Below are 17,071 nucleotides of genomic sequence, written 5' to 3' on the forward strand. Positions count from 1 at the left end.
ACGTAAAGCGATTTATTCTTTGTCTGTCGGACTCAGGGTGACGGAAGAGAGATAGTTGAGCAGCGCGATATCATTCTCTACGCCCAGTTTCATCATCGCCGATTTCTTCTGGCTGCTGATGGTCTTAATGCTGCGGTTGAGCTTCTTGGCGATTTCGGTGACCAGGAAGCCCTCGGCGAACAGGCGTAATACTTCGCTCTCTTTTGGCGACAGGCGCTTATCGCCGTAACCGCCTGCGCTGATTTTCTCCAGCAGACGAGAAACGCTTTCTGGGGTGAATTTTTTGCCTTTTTGCAGCGCGGCCAGCGCCTTAGGCAGATCGGTTGGCGCACCCTGCTTGAGTACGATCCCTTCAATATCAAGATCCAACACGGCGCTCAGGATCGCCGGATTGTTGTTCATGGTCAGAACGATAATAGACAGGCTCGGAAAATGACGCTTGATGTACTTGATCAAGGTGATCCCATCGCCGTATTTATCTCCCGGCATGGAGAGGTCAGTGATCAACACATGCGCATCTAATTTCGGCAGGTTGTTGATCAATGCTGTGGAATCTTCAAATTCGCCGACAACATTCACCCACTCGATTTGTTCAAGTGATTTGCGAATACCGAACAGTACAATCGGGTGGTCATCGGCAATAATTACGTTCATATTGTTCATGTATTGGGCTACCTTGCTACAGCAAGCTTTTGACGTAGGCGTCAATGTCGCTGATATATTTTTCTATACCTGGAGCATCTTTCTCACGAATCAGATGTTCCAGCGTTTCACATAACTGCTTGCCGGGTACCAGATTAAGCATGGCAAACACCCCTTTCAGGCGGTGGGCCGTTTGGGCCAGCGCAGCGAAATCGCTGGTTGCCGCCTCAGTATACAACCTCTTAACATCATCCGGTACTGTGTCTACAAATAGCGCATAATAGCCGCTGGCATGAAGCTCGGCATTTTCATCTCCGCCGAGCGGGGAGGCGGGAATTTCTTCCTGCGCCAGCTGCTCTTCGATAAGTTGTAGTACAGCTTCCTGCATAGCATTGCTCATATTAAAGTTGACGCGCAACTGACCCGGGCCAATTTTCCGCACGCCTGACTCATCATCGCTTAAAAGCAAGCCCGAGGCAGTAAGATTAGACGGATTATCCGTTAAAAAGAGATCATATTCTTGACTTATCTGCCTTTCATCCGGCGTGATGCAGGTGGCGCCCCAGTTTTCTAACTGACGCAGCACAATCGCGCGAACCTCGTTGGACGTCACATCGACCATCACGCTCACGTCGTCCAGCAGGCGCTCTTCGACCTGAGTATGCTGATCGTGAGGAAGCATTTTGACATGAACGGTATAGCGCGTGCCCAGCGTTTCTCGCGCTTTAATGTTGAGATGACCGCCCAGTTTGCGCGCCAGTTGATTGCACAGCCAGAAGGTGAGCGGATTCGCTTTGCCGTAACGATCGCCCTGCGTTTCATTCATATACGGGAAATGCAGATTATCAATCTCGTTTAACGTTACACCTTCGCCCGTATCCAGAATACGGAAAGTCAGACGCTCCGCGATAGATTCATCCTGCTCGACTTCAAGCGTAATTTTACCCATAGCAGTCGTCGTGACGGCATACTGAATCAACAGCAGCAAAATCCGGCGCAGGGCGTCGCGATCGCCCCAGCGTTCATCGTTGCCGCTAAGATGGTTATTAATCAGCAGTTGCAGCCCTTTACGCTTAATGGCGGGCAGCACTTCCGGCACGACTTCGTCAATAAGATCCTGCAGGGAGAACAGCGTTGCTTCGCTCTTCCATGCGTCATTTTCCAGCATATTCGCCAGTTGGATTTCATCGATCATACGTACCAATACATCCGCCTGATCCGCCAGTTTCAGGCTTTCCGGCGTGGTGACTGCCGCGGCGTTAACCGCCAGTTGGCGTACAGGCTCTTTAAGCGTGTTGCTGATATTTTGCATAAAGGCGGCGCGACCCTGCTGATTCTTCTCATACAAACGCTGCGCCTGTTTGAGCTTCTTATTCACCAGCACTTCCCGGTCCTGATCGCGAATAATAAAGATCTGCGTGCGGGGAGCGATCTGGCTGCGAAACAGACGGATCTCATACAGTTCGTTATTAATTGTCGCCTGAATCACGCCCTGATGCTGTTCCGCCATGCTGGTAATATTTTGCAGGTTAAGATGCGGCAACAGATGATCGGCGATTTTATTGCTGATCACGGTGCGGTTGCCTTCCTGATCGTAGACCAGCAGACCCAGCGGCAGCAGAGAAACGATCTCTTCATTAATGGCGCGTAAGACGCGAAGCTCATTATTCGCCGCGTTGCTGGATGTCGATTCCGTCGACCGTCCCGGCTGATGACGGAACGTGGCGTAGCCAAATAACGCCAACGCCAGCAGCCCGATGTTCAGCAGTAAAGGCAGCAAAATATTTTGCAACGTATCAAGCAAAAGCGTACCGAACGGTACCTGCCAGATCAGGCGCATTCCGGTAGAGTTAAGCGCTGAGGAGATCTCAATTTTTGAACCGTTAAAGCTAATCGTGACGCTATCAGGCGCTTCCTTTTCACTGCTTCGCCCCGTCGCCTGGGTTGCGTCAGGCTCTATCCGAAAACTGTCCAGCGGCATTCCCGGCGGGATTAAATCATTAATGGGCAGATCAAACGCCACCACGGTTGCCAGATGTCCTGGCTGATTGAAGGTCGTGCGCAGCGTAAAATAGTGACCGTTTTGCCAGGCCAGTTTTCGCAATGAGGAGAAACTTTCGCGCTCATCCAGCGCATTCGCCTGCTGCAACATCTCTGCCCGGCGGGAATCGACGATATTGCCAATAGTGGACTCTTTAAAGCCGGAAGAGAGATCTTTCAACGGTAGGGTAGAGATAAGAATCAGGCTGTTATCCTGTCCGTTGAGGTAATACATTGACCACGGCACGTTTTCCGCGCCCCACAGCGTATCCAGATAAGTTGACATACGCTGCGTCATTTCCAGCGTGGCGCTGTCATGGGAACCGAAAATCAGCGCTTCAGTTTTACGTCGCGGCTTTTCAAGATAATACACATCCTGCTTCAGACGCGTTTCCTGAAGTCCTTCACCTGTCGATGGCGTAGTGGTCGCGGCGATGTTGTCATAAATTTGCCAGGTAACATACCGCCAGGTGTCCACGCGTTTATGAATAGCGTGGGTGATATCGACAATTTGATAGCTTTTGTCTTTCAACCAGGCGTTGACGGCGCTCTGTACCATAACGCCCATCGTTACCAGCAGCACAATGATCAGCAATAAGAAGAAACGGGTAATGCTTCCCGGTAGAAGGGAGAATCGGGTAGAGACCGTTGTGTCAGACTGACTCATTTATGTTTACGACCTGTAAAAGCAACGCTGAAGGTGAAGGGCAGTATAAAGGGTAATGAATGAATTTCCAGACTCTTACGTCATGCCGGGCAACTTAACACGCGTTCCGTCGGCGGGACGGGAAAAGCGTACAACCTTCGCAGAACGGTACAAATATAAAGACTACTTATAAATGTTTAGCACTAAATATCAAGAAATTATTTGCTAATGTCTTACGAACGGTCGAGCTGGAGAGGGTAGTGAATAACCGTGATAGTTTTAGGCAGGTAGCATAAATCAGCCAGGTGTGCCTGAAAAAGGGTAAAAAAAACCGAATGCGAAGCATCCGGTTGAAATAGGGGTAAACAGACATTCAGAAGTGAATGACGGTAATAAATAAAGTTAATGATGATAGCGGTCACTATTTTAGTTGCGAATGAAGATTCTGTTTTATCATTCAGTGCTATGAATTTCATCAATTTAACCCATTGATTTTAAAAGTCTCGTGAATATATTTTGTCTATTTGTGCTTATTTTTACTTGATTTTTGCTTTAAAAAAGTTCCGTAAACTTCATATTTTGAAACATCTATGTAGATAACTGTAACATATTAAAAGTTTTAGTATCATATTCGTGTTGGATTATTCTGTATTTTTGCGGAGAATGGACTTGCCGACTGGTTAATGAGGGTTAACCAGTAAGCAGTGGCATAAAAAAGCAATAAAGGCATATAACAGAGGGTTAATAACATGAAAGTTAAAGTACTGTCCCTCCTGGTACCAGCTCTGCTGGTGGCGGGCGCAGCGAATGCGGCTGAAATTTATAATAAAGACGGCAACAAATTAGACCTGTTTGGTAAAGTTGATGGCCTGCACTACTTCTCTGACGACAAAGGCAGCGACGGCGACCAGACCTACATGCGTATCGGCTTCAAAGGCGAAACGCAGGTTAACGATCAGCTGACCGGTTATGGCCAGTGGGAATATCAGATTCAGGGCAACCAGACTGAAGGCAGCAACGACTCCTGGACGCGTGTGGCGTTTGCGGGTCTGAAATTCGCTGACGCAGGTTCCTTCGATTATGGTCGTAACTACGGCGTAACCTATGATGTGACCTCCTGGACCGATGTTCTGCCGGAGTTCGGCGGCGACACCTACGGCGCTGACAACTTTATGCAGCAGCGTGGTAACGGCTATGCCACTTACCGTAACACCGACTTCTTCGGCCTGGTGGATGGCCTGGACTTCGCGTTGCAGTATCAGGGCAAAAATGGCAGCGTGAGCGGTGAAAACACCAACGGTCGCAGCCTGCTGAACCAGAACGGTGACGGTTACGGCGGATCGCTGACTTATGCAATCGGCGAAGGCTTCTCTGTCGGTGGCGCTATCACCACGTCTAAACGTACTGCCGATCAGAACAACACTGCTGACGAACACCTGTATGGTAACGGCGATCGCGCTACGGTCTACACCGGCGGCCTGAAATACGATGCGAACAACATCTATCTGGCAGCGCAGTATTCTCAGACCTATAACGCAACCCGTTTTGGTACCTCTAACGGCAACAATAAGTCCACCTCTTACGGTTTTGCCAACAAAGCGCAGAACTTTGAAGTGGTTGCTCAGTACCAGTTCGACTTTGGTCTGCGTCCGTCTGTGGCTTACCTGCAGTCTAAAGGTAAGGACATCAGCAACGGCTACGGCGCCAGCTATGGCGACCAGGACATCGTAAAATACGTTGATGTCGGCGCGACTTACTACTTCAACAAAAACATGTCCACCTATGTTGATTACAAAATCAACCTGCTGGATAAAAACGACTTTACCCGCGATGCGGGCATCAACACCGACGACATCGTAGCGCTGGGTCTGGTTTACCAGTTCTAATCAGCAAAAGATGTTGCTAAAGGGCCTGCGGGCCCTTTTTTCATGCCTTATTCCGGCGTACAAATACGACGTTTTGATATACGCTTGCGTCCATTCGAATGAGGATAAACAGCGATGAAAATGACTTTTTGCCGGGCCGTGTGTCTGGCGGCGGCTTTTTTACTTATGGGCTGCGATGAGGCTCCCGAAACGGCAACTGCGTCACCTGCCGCTCAGGTGCTGGAAGGTAAAACGATGGGGACCCTCTGGCGGGTGAGCGTGGTTGGTATCGATGCGAAACGTGCCGCAGAGTTACAGACTAAAATCCAGACTCAGCTTGATGCTGATGATTGGTTGCTTTCTACCTATAAAAATGACTCCGCGCTGATGCGTTTTAACCATTCACGCAGTCTTGCGCCCTGGCCGGTCAGCGAAGCCATGGCGGATATCGTGACCTCGGCGCTGCGTATTGGCGCGAAGACGGATGGCGCGATGGATATCACCGTGGGCCCGCTGGTCAATCTGTGGGGGTTTGGGCCGGATCGGCAGCCGCTGCATATCCCAACGCCAGCACAAATCGATGCGGCAAAAGCGAAAACAGGCCTACAACATTTGCAGGTTATCGACAGGGCTGGACATCAGTTTTTGCAAAAAGATCTGCCGGATCTTTATGTTGATCTCTCCACGGTCGGGGAGGGCTATGCGGCGGATCATCTGGCGCGACTGATGGAGCAGGAGGGCATTGCGCGTTATCTGGTCTCGGTGGGCGGCGCATTAAGCAGCCGCGGGATGAATGCGCAGGGGCTGCCGTGGCGCGTCGCGATTCAGAAGCCGACCGACCGGGAAAACGCGGTGCAGGCGATTGTGGATATCAACGGGCATGGCATCAGCACCTCCGGCAGCTACCGCAACTATTATGAGCTGGATGGCAAGCGTATCTCGCACGTTATCGATCCGCAAACGGGGCGCCCCATTGAACACAATCTGGTATCGGTTACGGTCATCGCGCCAACGGCGCTGGAAGCGGACGGCTGGGACACCGGCCTGATGGTGCTTGGTACGCAAAAGGCGCAAGAGGTCGTGCGGCGAGAAGGGCTGGCGGTCTTTATGATCATGAAAGAAGGTGAAGGCTTTAAAACCTGGATGTCGCCACAGTTCAAAACGTTCCTGGTGAGCGATAAGAATTAAAACGCAAGATTACGGGTTTTTGTGGGCGGATTTACGGACACACTGCATGTAAGCAAGCACTATGCTTAATGAAGGAGTCTATGATGAAAAAAGCGTTACTTACCGATGATGAATGCTGGCTGCGGGTGCAGGCGCGCGATGCCAGCGCGGATGGGCGTTTCGTTTTTGCGGTGCGAACCACCGGCGTTTTTTGCCGCCCTTCTTGTCACTCGAAGCGGGCGTTACGTAAAAATGTTCGCTTTTTTGCCAACGCGCAGCAGGCGCTGGACGCCGGTTTTCGCCCCTGCAAGCGCTGTCAGCCGGATAATGCGTGCGCGCAGCAACGGCGGTTGGATAAGATTGCCTGCGCCTGCCGTTTACTTGAGCAGGAGACGCCGGTAACGCTGGCGTCTCTGGCGCAGGCGGTGGCGATGAGCCCGTTTCATCTGCACCGTTTGTTTAAAGCGAGCACCGGAATGACGCCGAAAGGGTGGCAGCAGGCGTGGCGCGCCCGGCGGCTGCGTGAGGCGTTGGCGAAAGGAGAGCAGATCACGGCGGCTATTTACCGCGCCGGCTTCCCGGATAGCAGTAGCTACTACCGTCATGCCGACCAGACGCTGGGCATGACGGCAAAACAGTTTCGCAAAGGCGGCGATAATGTCTCCGTTCGCTATGCGCTGACGGACTGGGTTTACGGACGGTGCCTGGTGGCGGAGAGCGAGCGGGGGATTTGCGCGATTCTCCCCGGTGATAGCGACGAGGCGCTACTGGCTGAATTACACACCCTTTTCCCGGCGGCCCGCCACGCACCTGCTGACGCGCCTTTTCAGCAACGGGTGCGGCAGGTTGTCGCGGCTATCAACACACGCGATGTGCTGCTCTCGTTGCCGCTGGATATCCAGGGAACCGCGTTTCAACAGCAGGTCTGGCAGGCGTTATGCGCGATTCCCTGCGGCGAAACCGTAAGCTATCAACAGCTTGCCGCGACTATCGGCAAACCCACGGCAGTACGCGCGGTCGCCAGCGCGTGCGGCGCGAATAAACTGGCGATGGTGATCCCGTGTCATCGGGTCGTGCGTCGCGATGGCGCGCTCTCCGGTTATCGTTGGGGCGTGCGTCGAAAAGCGCAGCTATTAAAGCGAGAAGCACAAAAAGAGGAGTAGCAATGCTGGATCTATTTGCTGATGAAGCGCCCTGGCAAGAGCCCCTGGCGCCTGGCGCGGTGGTGTTGCGCCGCTTTGCGTTTCGCGCGGCTCAGTCGCTATTAGACGATATCGGGTTTGTCGCCAGTCAGTCTCCGTTTCGTCAGATGGTGACGCCGGGCGGCTACACCATGTCGGTGGCGATGACCAACTGCGGCGCGTTAGGGTGGACTACCGATCGTCACGGTTATTGTTATGCCGTGCGCGATCCGTTGACCGATAAACCCTGGCCTGCGCTGCCGTTATCGTTTGCCAGCGTATGTCGTCAGGCGGCAATCGCGGCAGGGTATGCGAGCTTCCAACCGGACGCCTGCCTGATCAATCGCTACGCGCCCGGCGCAAAACTGTCGCTGCATCAGGATAAAGACGAGCCGGATCTGCGCGCGCCTATTGTCTCAGTTTCGTTGGGGGTGCCGGCGGTTTTTCAGTTTGGCGGCCTGCGTCGCAGCGACCCGATCCAGCGGATCTTACTGGAGCATGGCGATATCGTGGTCTGGGGCGGCGAGTCCCGGCTGTTTTATCATGGTATCCAGCCGCTTAAAGCGGGCTTTCATCCCATGACCGGTGAATTTCGTTACAATCTCACCTTCCGTCAGGCAGCTGAAAAAGAATAAAAATAAGAATTATTATTGCTGTGCAGGTGGAGTTAGTTAAACTGCGGGCTGTTATTATCGGTCCGGGTTGTATGCATGGAACTTCTTATTCTTGTCTGGCGGCAGTACCGCTGGCCATTTATTAGCGTGATGGCGCTGAGCCTCGTCAGCGCGGCGCTGGGGATTGGCCTGATCGCGTTTATCAATCAGCGCCTGATTGAAACGGTGGACACCACCGTCATGGTGCTGCCGGAATTTCTCGGCCTGCTCCTGTTGCTAATGGTCGTCACATTAGGTTCCCAACTGGCGCTTACCACTCTGGGACACCATTTCGTTTACCGCCTGCGTAGCGAATTTATCAAGCGCATTCTGGATACGCACGTTGAACGCATTGAGCAACTGGGCAGCGCCTCTTTACTGGCCGGTCTGACCAGCGATATTCGCAATATTACTATCGCCTTTGTGCGTCTGCCTGAGCTGGTGCAGGGCATTATCCTCACCGTCGGCTCGGCGGCGTATCTGGCGATGCTATCGACAAAAATGCTGCTGGTTACGGCTATCTGGATGGCGGTCACTATCTGGGGCGGATTCGTGCTGGTGGCGCGGGTTTACCAGCATATGGCGACCCTGCGCGAGACCGAAGATAAGCTGTACAACGACTATCAGACGGTGCTGGAAGGACGCAAAGAGCTGACGCTAAACCGCGAGCGTGCGGAGCAGATTTTTCAGCAATGCTATACCCCGGACGCCAAAGAGTACCGTCATCACATTATCCGTGCCGATACTTTTCATCTGAGCGCCGTCAACTGGTCGAATATCATGATGCTGGGGGCGATAGGCCTGGTCTTCTGGATGGCGAATAGTCTCGGCTGGGCGGATACCAACGTCGCGGCGACCTATTCACTGACGTTGCTGTTCCTGCGCACGCCGCTGCTGTCTGCGGTGGGGGCGTTGCCAACCCTACTGACCGCCCAGGTGGCGTTTAATAAACTGAATAAATTCGCGCTCGCCCCGTATAAGCCTGATTTTCCACAGCCGAAAGCCTTTCCCGACTGGAAGACGCTGGAGCTACGCAACGTGGTTTTCCACTATCAGGATAACGCGTTTTCCGTGGGGCCCATCAACCTGACGATTCACCGCGGCGAACTGCTGTTTTTAATTGGCGGCAACGGTAGCGGGAAATCGACGCTGGCCATGTTATTGACCGGTTTATACCAGCCGCAATCGGGAACGATTTTACTTGACGGTCAACCTATTGCCGCCGGGCAGCCGGAAGATTATCGCAAACTGTTTTCTGCGGTGTTCACCGATGTGTGGTTATTCGACCGCCTGCTGGGGCCGCAGGGGAAACCCGCCAATCCCGCGCTGGTCGAAAAGTGGCTTGAGCACCTGAAAATGACGCACAAGCTGGAGCTAAACGACGGGCGCATCTTGAATCTTAAACTGTCGAAAGGGCAAAAAAAGCGCATTGCACTGCTGCTGGCGCTGGCGGAAGAGCGCGATATTATTTTGCTGGATGAGTGGGCCGCCGATCAGGACCCGCATTTCCGCCGGGAGTTTTATCAGGTACTGTTGCCGTTAATGCAGGAAATGGGCAAAACCATTTTCGCCATCAGCCATGATGATCACTATTTTATTCACGCCGATCGTCTGCTTGAAATGCGTAACGGGCAGTTAACCGAACTCACCGGCGACGAACGTGACGCCGCTTCGCGTGATGCGGTTGCGCGTACTGCGTAATGGATTATGGCGCCGGATAAACCGCCTGATGGCAGCCCTACGTCCGCACGCGGGTAGGCCTGATAAGATGCCACGCGTCGCCACCAGGCATCGGGGTATTTTTTGCGGCGGGCGAGCGGGTTTCCAGACGTGTTTTAAAAAGAACCCCGGAGCGCTGCGTGAGTCGGCGTGTTCAGATGCCCGGTAAGTGTGACCGGGCAGCGTAACATCATCGCGCGACGGCGTTCTGTACGTTAGCGTCCGCTTTCCAGATGCGGTATTTCACGTCCACATTCGCCGGGGTATACACCACGATCGGCAGCTTGCTGTTGTAGCGCACCATCCCGTCTTCACCCAGCCAGGCGGTGACGAATTTTTGCTCTTTCTTACCGTCAGGGCAGGCCATCATGGTTGATACCGGAGAGGTGACGTTATCAAAGACATAATAGTCGTAGCCCCAGCCTTCCAGCGTTTTTGTTTCCAGCGTGCCGCCGAGGCGATGCTGGTTACAATCCACATTCAGCGTTTGACCAATCAACAGTTCCACTTTGAGGGTAGATTCATCCTGCTGAGGGGTAAGGGTTATCACTTGCCGCTTCATTCCTTTTTCCGCCTGCGGATAGGGGGCGATTTTTTCCAGCGGCTGGGCGGTATCGCCATTGTTAGCCCAGGCAGAGGTGCTGGCGAGGGCGGCGAAGACGACGGCAGGGACAAACATCTTCATTTGATTGTTCACAGTATTTCCTTTCTGCTGTTTTCGGTATTCACTGACAACAGATTAACACATTCATATTATCTATTAATCTGTATTTACTCATATTTTCAAGATTATTAATAAAATAGCGTCTTTTTATATAGTGGAATATTCTGATATTAATAATGTAAATGAAATTATCAGCTATTGGTGGTTTTCGTTATATAAATATCTATATAACTCATTGAAATGTGAGAAAAAGCACGTTTACGGGTCTTTACCCGGCACTCTTTTGATCCGGCAACAGCATTTACCTCTATCGGGGTATGCATCTCTTACACATCCTGAAATATCTTATTTACAAAAATAACTACTCATAAATTGTACGGTTTTTATTGGCATTCACTCCCTATGGAAGCGTGTCGTTATGGAAGGGCGATATCATGGTTGATTTATCCCGTCGAAGCATGTTGACCGGCAGTTGGCGCAACGCCAGCAATGGGATTCTTCCGCCGTGGGCCAGAGAAACGACCTATTTTCTCGCACATTGTCTGCGTTGCGACGCTTGCATCCAGGCGTGTGAGACCGACATCCTGCAGCGAGGGGCGGGGGGATATCCGAGCGTAGATTTCAAACGGGGCGAGTGCAGCTTTTGTTATGCCTGTGCGCAGGCCTGTACTGAATCGCTTTTTCTTCCGCGCCACACCAGGGCCTGGGATCTGGTTTTTACGCTCACGGAAAACTGCCTCGCCAGGCAATCGGTTGAATGCCATCGTTGCCAGGACAGTTGTGAACCTATGGCCATTACCTTTCGTCCCACGCTATCCGGCATTTACCAGCCGCAGCTTGACCCGCAGGCCTGTAACGGATGCGGGGCGTGTGTGGCTATCTGTCCCGTGTCAGCCATCAAAGCGGAGAACCACCATGCGCACTAACTGGCAGGTCTGTAGCCTGGTCGTGCAGGCCAAAAGTCAGAACATCGCCGCCATTGGCACACAGTTGAACACGTTGCCGGGTTGCGAAGTCGCGTTAAGCGACGTTGAAAGCGGGCAACTGATCGTGGTGGCGGAAGCAGACCAGAGTGAAACGCTGATGCAAACAATTGAGTCAGTACGCAATGTCGAGGGCGTACTGGCGGTGTCGCTGGTTTATCACCAGCAGGATGAGCAAGGTGAGGAAACACCATGAAACTCAGTCGTCGTAGCTTTATGAAAGCTAACGCCGTTGCGGCCGCTGCGGCGGCTGCCGGTCTGAGCGTGCCGGGCGTCGCCCGCGCCGTTGTCGGGCAGCAGGAAGCCATCAAATGGGATAAAGCGCCGTGCCGTTTTTGCGGAACGGGTTGCGGTGTGTTGGTGGGAACGCAGCAGGGCCGTGTGGTCGCCTGCCAGGGCGACCCCGACGCGCCGGTCAACCGTGGTCTGAACTGCATTAAAGGCTACTTCCTGCCCAAAATCATGTACGGTAAAGATCGTCTGACGCAGCCGATGCTGCGCATGAAAGACGGCAGCTATCACAAAGACGGCGAGTTTACGCCGGTGAGCTGGGAACAGGCCTTCGATGTGATGGAAGAGAAGTTTAAAACCTCCCTGAAAGAGAAAGGACCAGAAGCGATCGGCATGTTTGGATCGGGTCAATGGACCATCTGGGAAGGCTATGCCGCCGCGAAACTGTTCAAGGCTGGTTTCCGCTCTAACAACATTGACCCGAACGCGCGTCACTGCATGGCCTCGGCGGTGGTGGGCTTTATGCGCACCTTTGGCATGGATGAACCGATGGGCTGCTACGACGATATTGAGCAGGCCGATGCGTTTGTGCTGTGGGGGTCCAACATGGCGGAGATGCACCCGATTTTATGGTCGCGCATCACTAACCGCCGTTTGTCCGACCCGAACGTGAAGGTTGCTGTCCTCTCCACCTTCCAGCACCGCAGCTTTGAACTGGCGGACAACGGTATTGTCTTTACCCCGCAAAGCGATCTGGTGATCCTTAACTATATCGCGAATTACATTATTCAGAACAACGCTGTAAATCAGGATTTCTTCACAAAGCATGTGAATCTGCGTAAAGGGGCGACGGATATCGGCTACGGCTTACGCCCGACGCACCCGCTGGAAAAAGCGGCGAAGAATCCGGGCTCCGACGCTTCCGAGCCGATGAGCTTCGACGAGTATAAAGCTTTCGTGGCGGAATATACGCTGGACAAGACTGCTGAAATGACCGGCGTGCCGAAAGATCAACTGGAACAGTTGGCGCAGCTCTACGCCGATCCGAATAAGCGCGTGATCTCTTACTGGACGATGGGTTTTAACCAGCATACCCGCGGCGTGTGGGCGAATAACCTGGTTTACAACCTCCATCTGCTGACCGGAAAAATCTCCCAGCCTGGCTGCGGTCCTTTCTCGCTGACCGGCCAGCCTTCCGCCTGCGGTACGGCGCGTGAAGTGGGAACCTTCTCACACCGTCTGCCCGCAGACATGGTCGTGACGAACGAAAAACACCGTGATATCTGCGAAAAACACTGGCAGATCCCCGCTGGCACTATTCCGGCAAAAGTGGGTTTACATGCGGTGGCGCAGGATCGCGCGTTGAAAGACGGCAAGCTGAACGTCTACTGGGTAATGTGTAATAACAATATGCAGGCCGGGCCGAACATCAATGAAGATCGGATGCCGGGCTGGCGCGATCCGCGTAACTTTATCATTGTCTCCGATCCTTACCCGACGGTGAGCGCGCTGTCTGCTGATCTGATCCTGCCGACCGCCATGTGGGTTGAGAAAGAAGGCGCTTACGGCAACGCCGAACGCCGCACGCAGTTCTGGCGTCAGCAAATTAAAGCGCCGGGCGAAGCCAAATCCGACCTCTGGCAACTGGTGCAGTTTTCCCGTCGTTTTAAAACCGAGGAGGTCTGGCCGGAGGCGTTGTTGGCTCAGAAGCCGGAGCTGCGCGGTAAAACTCTGTATGACGTTCTGTTCGCCACGCCGGCGGTCAGCAAATTCCCGCTGAGCGAGCTGAAAGAGGATCAGTTAAACGATGAGTCTCGTGAGCTGGGCTTCTATCTGCAAAAAGGGCTGTTTGAAGAATACGCCTGGTTTGGACGTGGCCACGGTCACGATCTGGCGCCGTTCGACGATTACCACAACGCGCGCGGTCTGCGCTGGCCGGTCGTCGAAGGCAAAGAGACGCAATGGCGTTACAGCGAAGGCAACGACCCGTATGTAAAAGCGGGGGAAGGGTACAAATTCTACGGTAAACCGGATGGCAAAGCGGTGATCTTCGCGCTGCCATTTGAACCCGCGGCGGAGTCGCCGGACAACGAGTACGATCTGTGGCTTTCCACCGGTCGCGTGCTGGAACACTGGCATACCGGCAGTATGACGCGCCGCGTGCCTGAATTGCATCGCGCCTTCCCGGAAGCGGTGGTCTTTATTCACCCGCTGGATGCGAAAGCGCGCGATCTACGTCGTGGGGATAAGGTTAAAGTGTCGTCCCGCCGCGGCGAAGTGATTTCGATTGTCGAAACGCGTGGACGTAACCGTCCGCCGCAGGGACTGGTGTATATGCCGTTCTTCGATGCCGCTCAGCTAGTGAACAACCTGACGCTGGATGCAACGGACCCGCTCTCTAAAGAGACGGACTTCAAGAAGTGCGCCGTTAAGCTGGCGAAGGTGTAACGCGTTATGTCCCGTACAGCGAAACCCCAAAATGGCCGCCGCCGCTTTCTGCGTGATGTTGTGCGCACTGCGGGCGGGCTGGCGGCGGTTGGCGTGGCGCTGGGCTTGCAACAGCAAACCGCGCGCGCAACGGGCGTGCGGCTGCGTCCGCCTGGCGCGCTGAATGAAAATGTCTTCGCCAGCGCCTGTGTGCGCTGCGGGCAGTGCGTTCAGGCGTGTCCATACGACACGCTAAAACTGGCGACGCTGGCCTCCGGGCTATCGGCAGGCACGCCCTATTTCGTCGCTCGCGACATCCCCTGCGAAATGTGTGAAGACATTCCGTGCGCCAAAGTCTGCCCCAGCGGGGCGCTGAATAAAGATATCGCCTCCATTGATGACTCGCGCATGGGGCTGGCGGTGCTGCTGGATCAGGAAAACTGCCTCAACTTTCAGGGGCTGCGCTGCGACGTTTGTTACCGCGAATGCCCGAAAATCGATGAGGCCATCACGCTGGAACTGGATCGCAACATGCGCACCGGCAAACATGCGCGCTTTCTGCCCACCGTACACAGCGACGCCTGTACCGGCTGCGGCAAATGCGAAAAAGTCTGCGTACTGGAGCAACCAGCGATAAAAGTGTTGCCGTTGTCATTGGCGAAAGGGGAGTTAGGACACCATTACCGCTTCGGCTGGCTGGAGGGGAAAGATGGCAAATCGTAAACGCGACGCCGGGCGAGAAGCGCGGGCGAAAAAAGGCTGGTGGCGTAGCCACCGCTGGCTGGTGTTACGCCGTATCAGCCAGTTTATGGTGCTGGGGATGTTTCTCAGCGGCCCGTGGCTGGGCTTTTGGGTTTTGCATGGCAACTACAGCAGTAGTTTGCTGTTCGATACCCTCCCGTTGACCGATCCGCTGATTACCCTGGAAAGTCTCGCCAGTGGACATCTTCCCGCTACCGTGGTGCTGACGGGAGCAGTGATTATCGCTGTGCTGTATGCGCTGGCGGGAAAGCGATTATTTTGCAGTTGGGTTTGCCCGCTAAACCCCGTTACCGATTTGGCTAACTGGATGCGCAGGAAATTTGACCTGAACCAGTCTGCGACGATTCCACGCCATATACGGTACGTCCTTCTGGTGGTGGTGTTAATCGGTTCGGCGTTGACCGGCACGCTGCTGTGGGAATGGATTAATCCCGTGTCGCTGTTAGGTCGTAGTCTGATTATGGGATTTAGTAGCGGCGCGTTGCTGATTATTGCTTTGTTTTTATTTGATTTATTAGTCGTTGAGCACGGTTGGTGCGGCCATATTTGCCCGATGGGCGCGCTGTATGGCGTGCTGGGCAGTAAAGGCGTAGTGACCGTGACGGCCAAAAAACGTGAGAAATGTAATCGCTGTATGGATTGTTTTCATGTTTGCCCGGAACCGCATGTGCTACGTGCGCCGGTGCTGGATGAGCAAAGCCCGGCGCAGGTCACTCACCGCGACTGCATGACCTGCGGTCGCTGCGTGGATGTCTGTTCTGAGGATGTTTTTACAATAACGATACGCAACATCATTCGGGATGCATCGCGGCGGTAAGCGAGGAAATCTCCAGGAGCATAGATAACGATGTGACTGGGATTTTGGAGCGCAGCCAACAAAGAGGCAGCTCGAAGGATGAAGTGTAAATGCGATGGAGTTCGGGAGCGAAACAATGAAAAGCCATGACCTGATGAAAGCGCTGTGTCAATGGATGGCCACGCTTGCCCTGGTGGTAAGTGGTGCGGTTTGGGCGGCAAACGGAGTGGATCTGAGCCAGTCGCCGGAAGTATCCGGGACGCAGGAAGGGGCGATTCGTATGCCGAAAGAGCAGGAGCGTATGCCGCTAAATTACGTCAACCAGCCGCCGATGATCCCGCACAGCGTCGAGGGCTACCAGGTGACGACCAATACCAACCGCTGTCTGCAATGCCACGGCGTGGAAAGTTATCGTACGACGGGCGCGCCGCGTATCAGTCCGACGCACTTTATGGACAGCGACGGTAAAGTGTCGGGCAACGTCGCGCCGCGTCGTTATTTCTGCCTGCAGTGCCACGTACCGCAGTCTGATACCGCGCCGATTATCGACAATACCTTTACCCCCTCGCAAGGTTACGGGAAATAAGAGGTCATTATGGAAAATTCTAACCGTAAACCCGGCTGGATAAAGCGCGTCTGGCGATGGTGGCGCAGCCCCAGCCGCCTGGCGCTGGGGACGCTGCTGTTAATCGGTTTTATCGGCGGCATCATCTTCTGGGGCGGCTTCAATACCGGAATGGAAAAGGCTAACACCGAAGAGTTTTGTATTAGCTGCCATGAAATGCGCAACACGGTGTATGAGGAGTATATGGAAACCGTCCACTACAACAACCGTAGCGGCGTTCGTGCCACCTGTCCTGACTGCCATGTGCCGCATGAGTGGGGGCCGAAGATGATCCGTAAGATCAAAGCCAGTAAAGAGCTGTACGCGAAGGTATTTGGGCTGATAGATACACCGCAGAAATTTGAAGCTCATCGCCTGACAATGGCACAAAATGAGTGGCGGCGCATGAAAGACAACAACTCGCAGGAATGCCGTAACTGCCACAATTTCGACTTTATGGATCTGACCGCGCAAAAAGGCGTCGCGGCGAAAATGCACGATCAGGCGGTAAAAGATGGACAGACCTGTATCGATTGCCACAAAGGGATCGCGCATAAACTGCCGGATATGCGTGATGTTAAACCAGGTTTCTGACAGGACGTTGATGAGTGGGAATGCTTGAAGCCAGAGATCTGTACTGCGAGCGGGACGAGAGGACGCTGTTTCGCGGGCTGTCGTTCACCGTGGACGC

The 17,071-nt window shown here is 53.7% G+C and carries 15 protein-coding genes and 1 pseudogene; 13 read left to right on the top strand and 3 right to left on the bottom strand.

The window, feature by feature from the left end; genetic code table 11:
- Positions 1–12 precede the first annotated feature (12 nt).
- On the bottom strand, positions 13–663 hold the full coding sequence (gene rcsB / locus ACLJRU_RS15165; RefSeq protein WP_001061919.1) for a response regulator transcription factor RcsB: 651 nt from the start codon (positions 661–663) through the stop codon (positions 13–15).
- Positions 664–679: 16 nt separating this feature from the next.
- A complete protein-coding gene (rcsD, locus tag ACLJRU_RS15170) occupies positions 680–3,349 on the bottom strand; it encodes a phosphotransferase RcsD (RefSeq protein ID WP_038394020.1) in 2,670 nt (889 codons plus the stop codon).
- A 728-nt stretch (positions 3,350–4,077) separates the two neighbouring features.
- Here rcsD and ACLJRU_RS15175 point away from each other — a divergent pair.
- The 5 genes from ACLJRU_RS15175 (at position 4,078) to ACLJRU_RS15195 (ending at position 9,895) form a co-directional block, all read left to right on the top strand.
- Complete coding sequence (locus tag ACLJRU_RS15175) at positions 4,078–5,214, top strand: porin OmpC (protein ID WP_000865521.1); 1,137 nt, start codon at positions 4,078–4,080, stop codon at positions 5,212–5,214.
- A 114-nt stretch (positions 5,215–5,328) separates the two neighbouring features.
- Complete coding sequence (apbE, locus tag ACLJRU_RS15180; RefSeq protein WP_000784293.1) at positions 5,329–6,381, top strand: FAD:protein FMN transferase ApbE; 1,053 nt, start codon at positions 5,329–5,331, stop codon at positions 6,379–6,381.
- 80 nt (positions 6,382–6,461) lie between these two features.
- Complete coding sequence (ada, locus tag ACLJRU_RS15185; RefSeq protein WP_031606614.1) at positions 6,462–7,523, top strand: bifunctional DNA-binding transcriptional regulator/O6-methylguanine-DNA methyltransferase Ada; 1,062 nt, start codon at positions 6,462–6,464, stop codon at positions 7,521–7,523.
- A 2-nt stretch (positions 7,524–7,525) separates the two neighbouring features.
- Positions 7,526–8,176, top strand: coding sequence for a DNA oxidative demethylase AlkB (gene alkB, locus ACLJRU_RS15190; protein WP_000884990.1), 651 nt, complete (start codon positions 7,526–7,528; stop codon positions 8,174–8,176).
- Between the two features lie 75 nt (positions 8,177–8,251).
- Entirely contained in the window at positions 8,252–9,895 is a 1,644-nt protein-coding gene (locus tag ACLJRU_RS15195) for a multidrug ABC transporter permease/ATP-binding protein (RefSeq protein WP_023235081.1), read from the top strand.
- Between the two features lie 208 nt (positions 9,896–10,103).
- Here ACLJRU_RS15195 and eco read toward each other — a convergent pair whose 3' ends face one another.
- Entirely contained in the window at positions 10,104–10,598 is a 495-nt protein-coding gene (gene eco, locus ACLJRU_RS15200) for a serine protease inhibitor ecotin (RefSeq protein WP_023235080.1), read from the bottom strand.
- Between the two features lie 413 nt (positions 10,599–11,011).
- Between eco and napF the strand changes: the two genes are divergently transcribed.
- The 8 genes and pseudogenes from napF to ACLJRU_RS15240 form a co-directional block, all read left to right on the top strand.
- The gene (gene napF, locus ACLJRU_RS15205) at positions 11,012–11,503 is read left to right on the top strand and encodes a ferredoxin-type protein NapF (protein ID WP_000228074.1); all 492 of its coding nucleotides are present in this window, start codon (positions 11,012–11,014) and stop codon (positions 11,501–11,503) included.
- The gene (gene napD, locus ACLJRU_RS15210; protein WP_001260058.1) at positions 11,493–11,756 is read left to right on the top strand and encodes a chaperone NapD; all 264 of its coding nucleotides are present in this window, start codon (positions 11,493–11,495) and stop codon (positions 11,754–11,756) included. The genes napF and napD overlap by 11 nt, the downstream gene beginning before the upstream one ends.
- The gene (gene napA / locus ACLJRU_RS15215; protein WP_000778097.1) at positions 11,753–14,239 is read left to right on the top strand and encodes a nitrate reductase catalytic subunit NapA; all 2,487 of its coding nucleotides are present in this window, start codon (positions 11,753–11,755) and stop codon (positions 14,237–14,239) included. Before napD ends, napA begins: the two co-directional genes overlap by 4 nt.
- A gap of 6 nt (positions 14,240–14,245) precedes the next feature.
- Positions 14,246–14,941 carry a ferredoxin-type protein NapG gene (gene napG / locus ACLJRU_RS15220; protein WP_000091679.1) on the top strand — a complete coding sequence of 232 codons (696 nt, stop codon included), beginning with the start codon at positions 14,246–14,248 and terminating at the stop codon, positions 14,939–14,941.
- The gene (napH, locus tag ACLJRU_RS15225) at positions 14,928–15,797 is read left to right on the top strand and encodes a quinol dehydrogenase ferredoxin subunit NapH (protein ID WP_000013537.1); all 870 of its coding nucleotides are present in this window, start codon (positions 14,928–14,930) and stop codon (positions 15,795–15,797) included. Before napG ends, napH begins: the two co-directional genes overlap by 14 nt.
- A gap of 115 nt (positions 15,798–15,912) precedes the next feature.
- Entirely contained in the window at positions 15,913–16,362 is a 450-nt protein-coding gene (gene napB, locus ACLJRU_RS15230; RefSeq protein WP_000835182.1) for a nitrate reductase cytochrome c-type subunit, read from the top strand.
- 9 nt (positions 16,363–16,371) lie between these two features.
- Complete coding sequence (gene napC, locus ACLJRU_RS15235; RefSeq protein WP_000431778.1) at positions 16,372–16,974, top strand: cytochrome c-type protein NapC; 603 nt, start codon at positions 16,372–16,374, stop codon at positions 16,972–16,974.
- A gap of 20 nt (positions 16,975–16,994) precedes the next feature.
- Positions 16,995–17,071, top strand: a pseudogene (locus ACLJRU_RS15240) (heme ABC transporter ATP-binding protein CcmA); the annotation flags it as partial.

The organism is Salmonella sp. SAL00653, assembly GCF_046552515.1.
GTDB lineage: Bacteria > Pseudomonadota > Gammaproteobacteria > Enterobacterales > Enterobacteriaceae > Salmonella > Salmonella enterica.

Excerpts from the sequence above, each read along its gene's own strand:
- napH (WP_000013537.1), top strand. The coding sequence starts at position 14,928 with ATGGCAAATCGTAAACGCGACGCCGGGCGAGAAGCGCGGGCGAAAAAA.
- napC (WP_000431778.1), top strand. The coding sequence starts at position 16,372 with ATGGAAAATTCTAACCGTAAACCCGGCTGGATAAAGCGCGTCTGGCGA.
- napG (WP_000091679.1), top strand. The coding sequence starts at position 14,246 with ATGTCCCGTACAGCGAAACCCCAAAATGGCCGCCGCCGCTTTCTGCGT.
- apbE (WP_000784293.1), top strand. The coding sequence starts at position 5,329 with ATGAAAATGACTTTTTGCCGGGCCGTGTGTCTGGCGGCGGCTTTTTTA.
- ACLJRU_RS15175 (WP_000865521.1), top strand. The coding sequence starts at position 4,078 with ATGAAAGTTAAAGTACTGTCCCTCCTGGTACCAGCTCTGCTGGTGGCG.
- rcsD (WP_038394020.1), bottom strand. The coding sequence starts at position 3,349 with ATGAGTCAGTCTGACACAACGGTCTCTACCCGATTCTCCCTTCTACCG.
- rcsB (WP_001061919.1), bottom strand. The coding sequence starts at position 663 with ATGAACAATATGAACGTAATTATTGCCGATGACCACCCGATTGTACTG.
- ACLJRU_RS15195 (WP_023235081.1), top strand. The coding sequence starts at position 8,252 with ATGGAACTTCTTATTCTTGTCTGGCGGCAGTACCGCTGGCCATTTATT.
- napB (WP_000835182.1), top strand. The coding sequence starts at position 15,913 with ATGAAAAGCCATGACCTGATGAAAGCGCTGTGTCAATGGATGGCCACG.
- eco (WP_023235080.1), bottom strand. The coding sequence starts at position 10,598 with ATGAAGATGTTTGTCCCTGCCGTCGTCTTCGCCGCCCTCGCCAGCACC.
- ada (WP_031606614.1), top strand. The coding sequence starts at position 6,462 with ATGATGAAAAAAGCGTTACTTACCGATGATGAATGCTGGCTGCGGGTG.
- alkB (WP_000884990.1), top strand. The coding sequence starts at position 7,526 with ATGCTGGATCTATTTGCTGATGAAGCGCCCTGGCAAGAGCCCCTGGCG.
- napA (WP_000778097.1), top strand. The coding sequence starts at position 11,753 with ATGAAACTCAGTCGTCGTAGCTTTATGAAAGCTAACGCCGTTGCGGCC.
- napF (WP_000228074.1), top strand. The coding sequence starts at position 11,012 with ATGGTTGATTTATCCCGTCGAAGCATGTTGACCGGCAGTTGGCGCAAC.
- napD (WP_001260058.1), top strand. The coding sequence starts at position 11,493 with ATGCGCACTAACTGGCAGGTCTGTAGCCTGGTCGTGCAGGCCAAAAGT.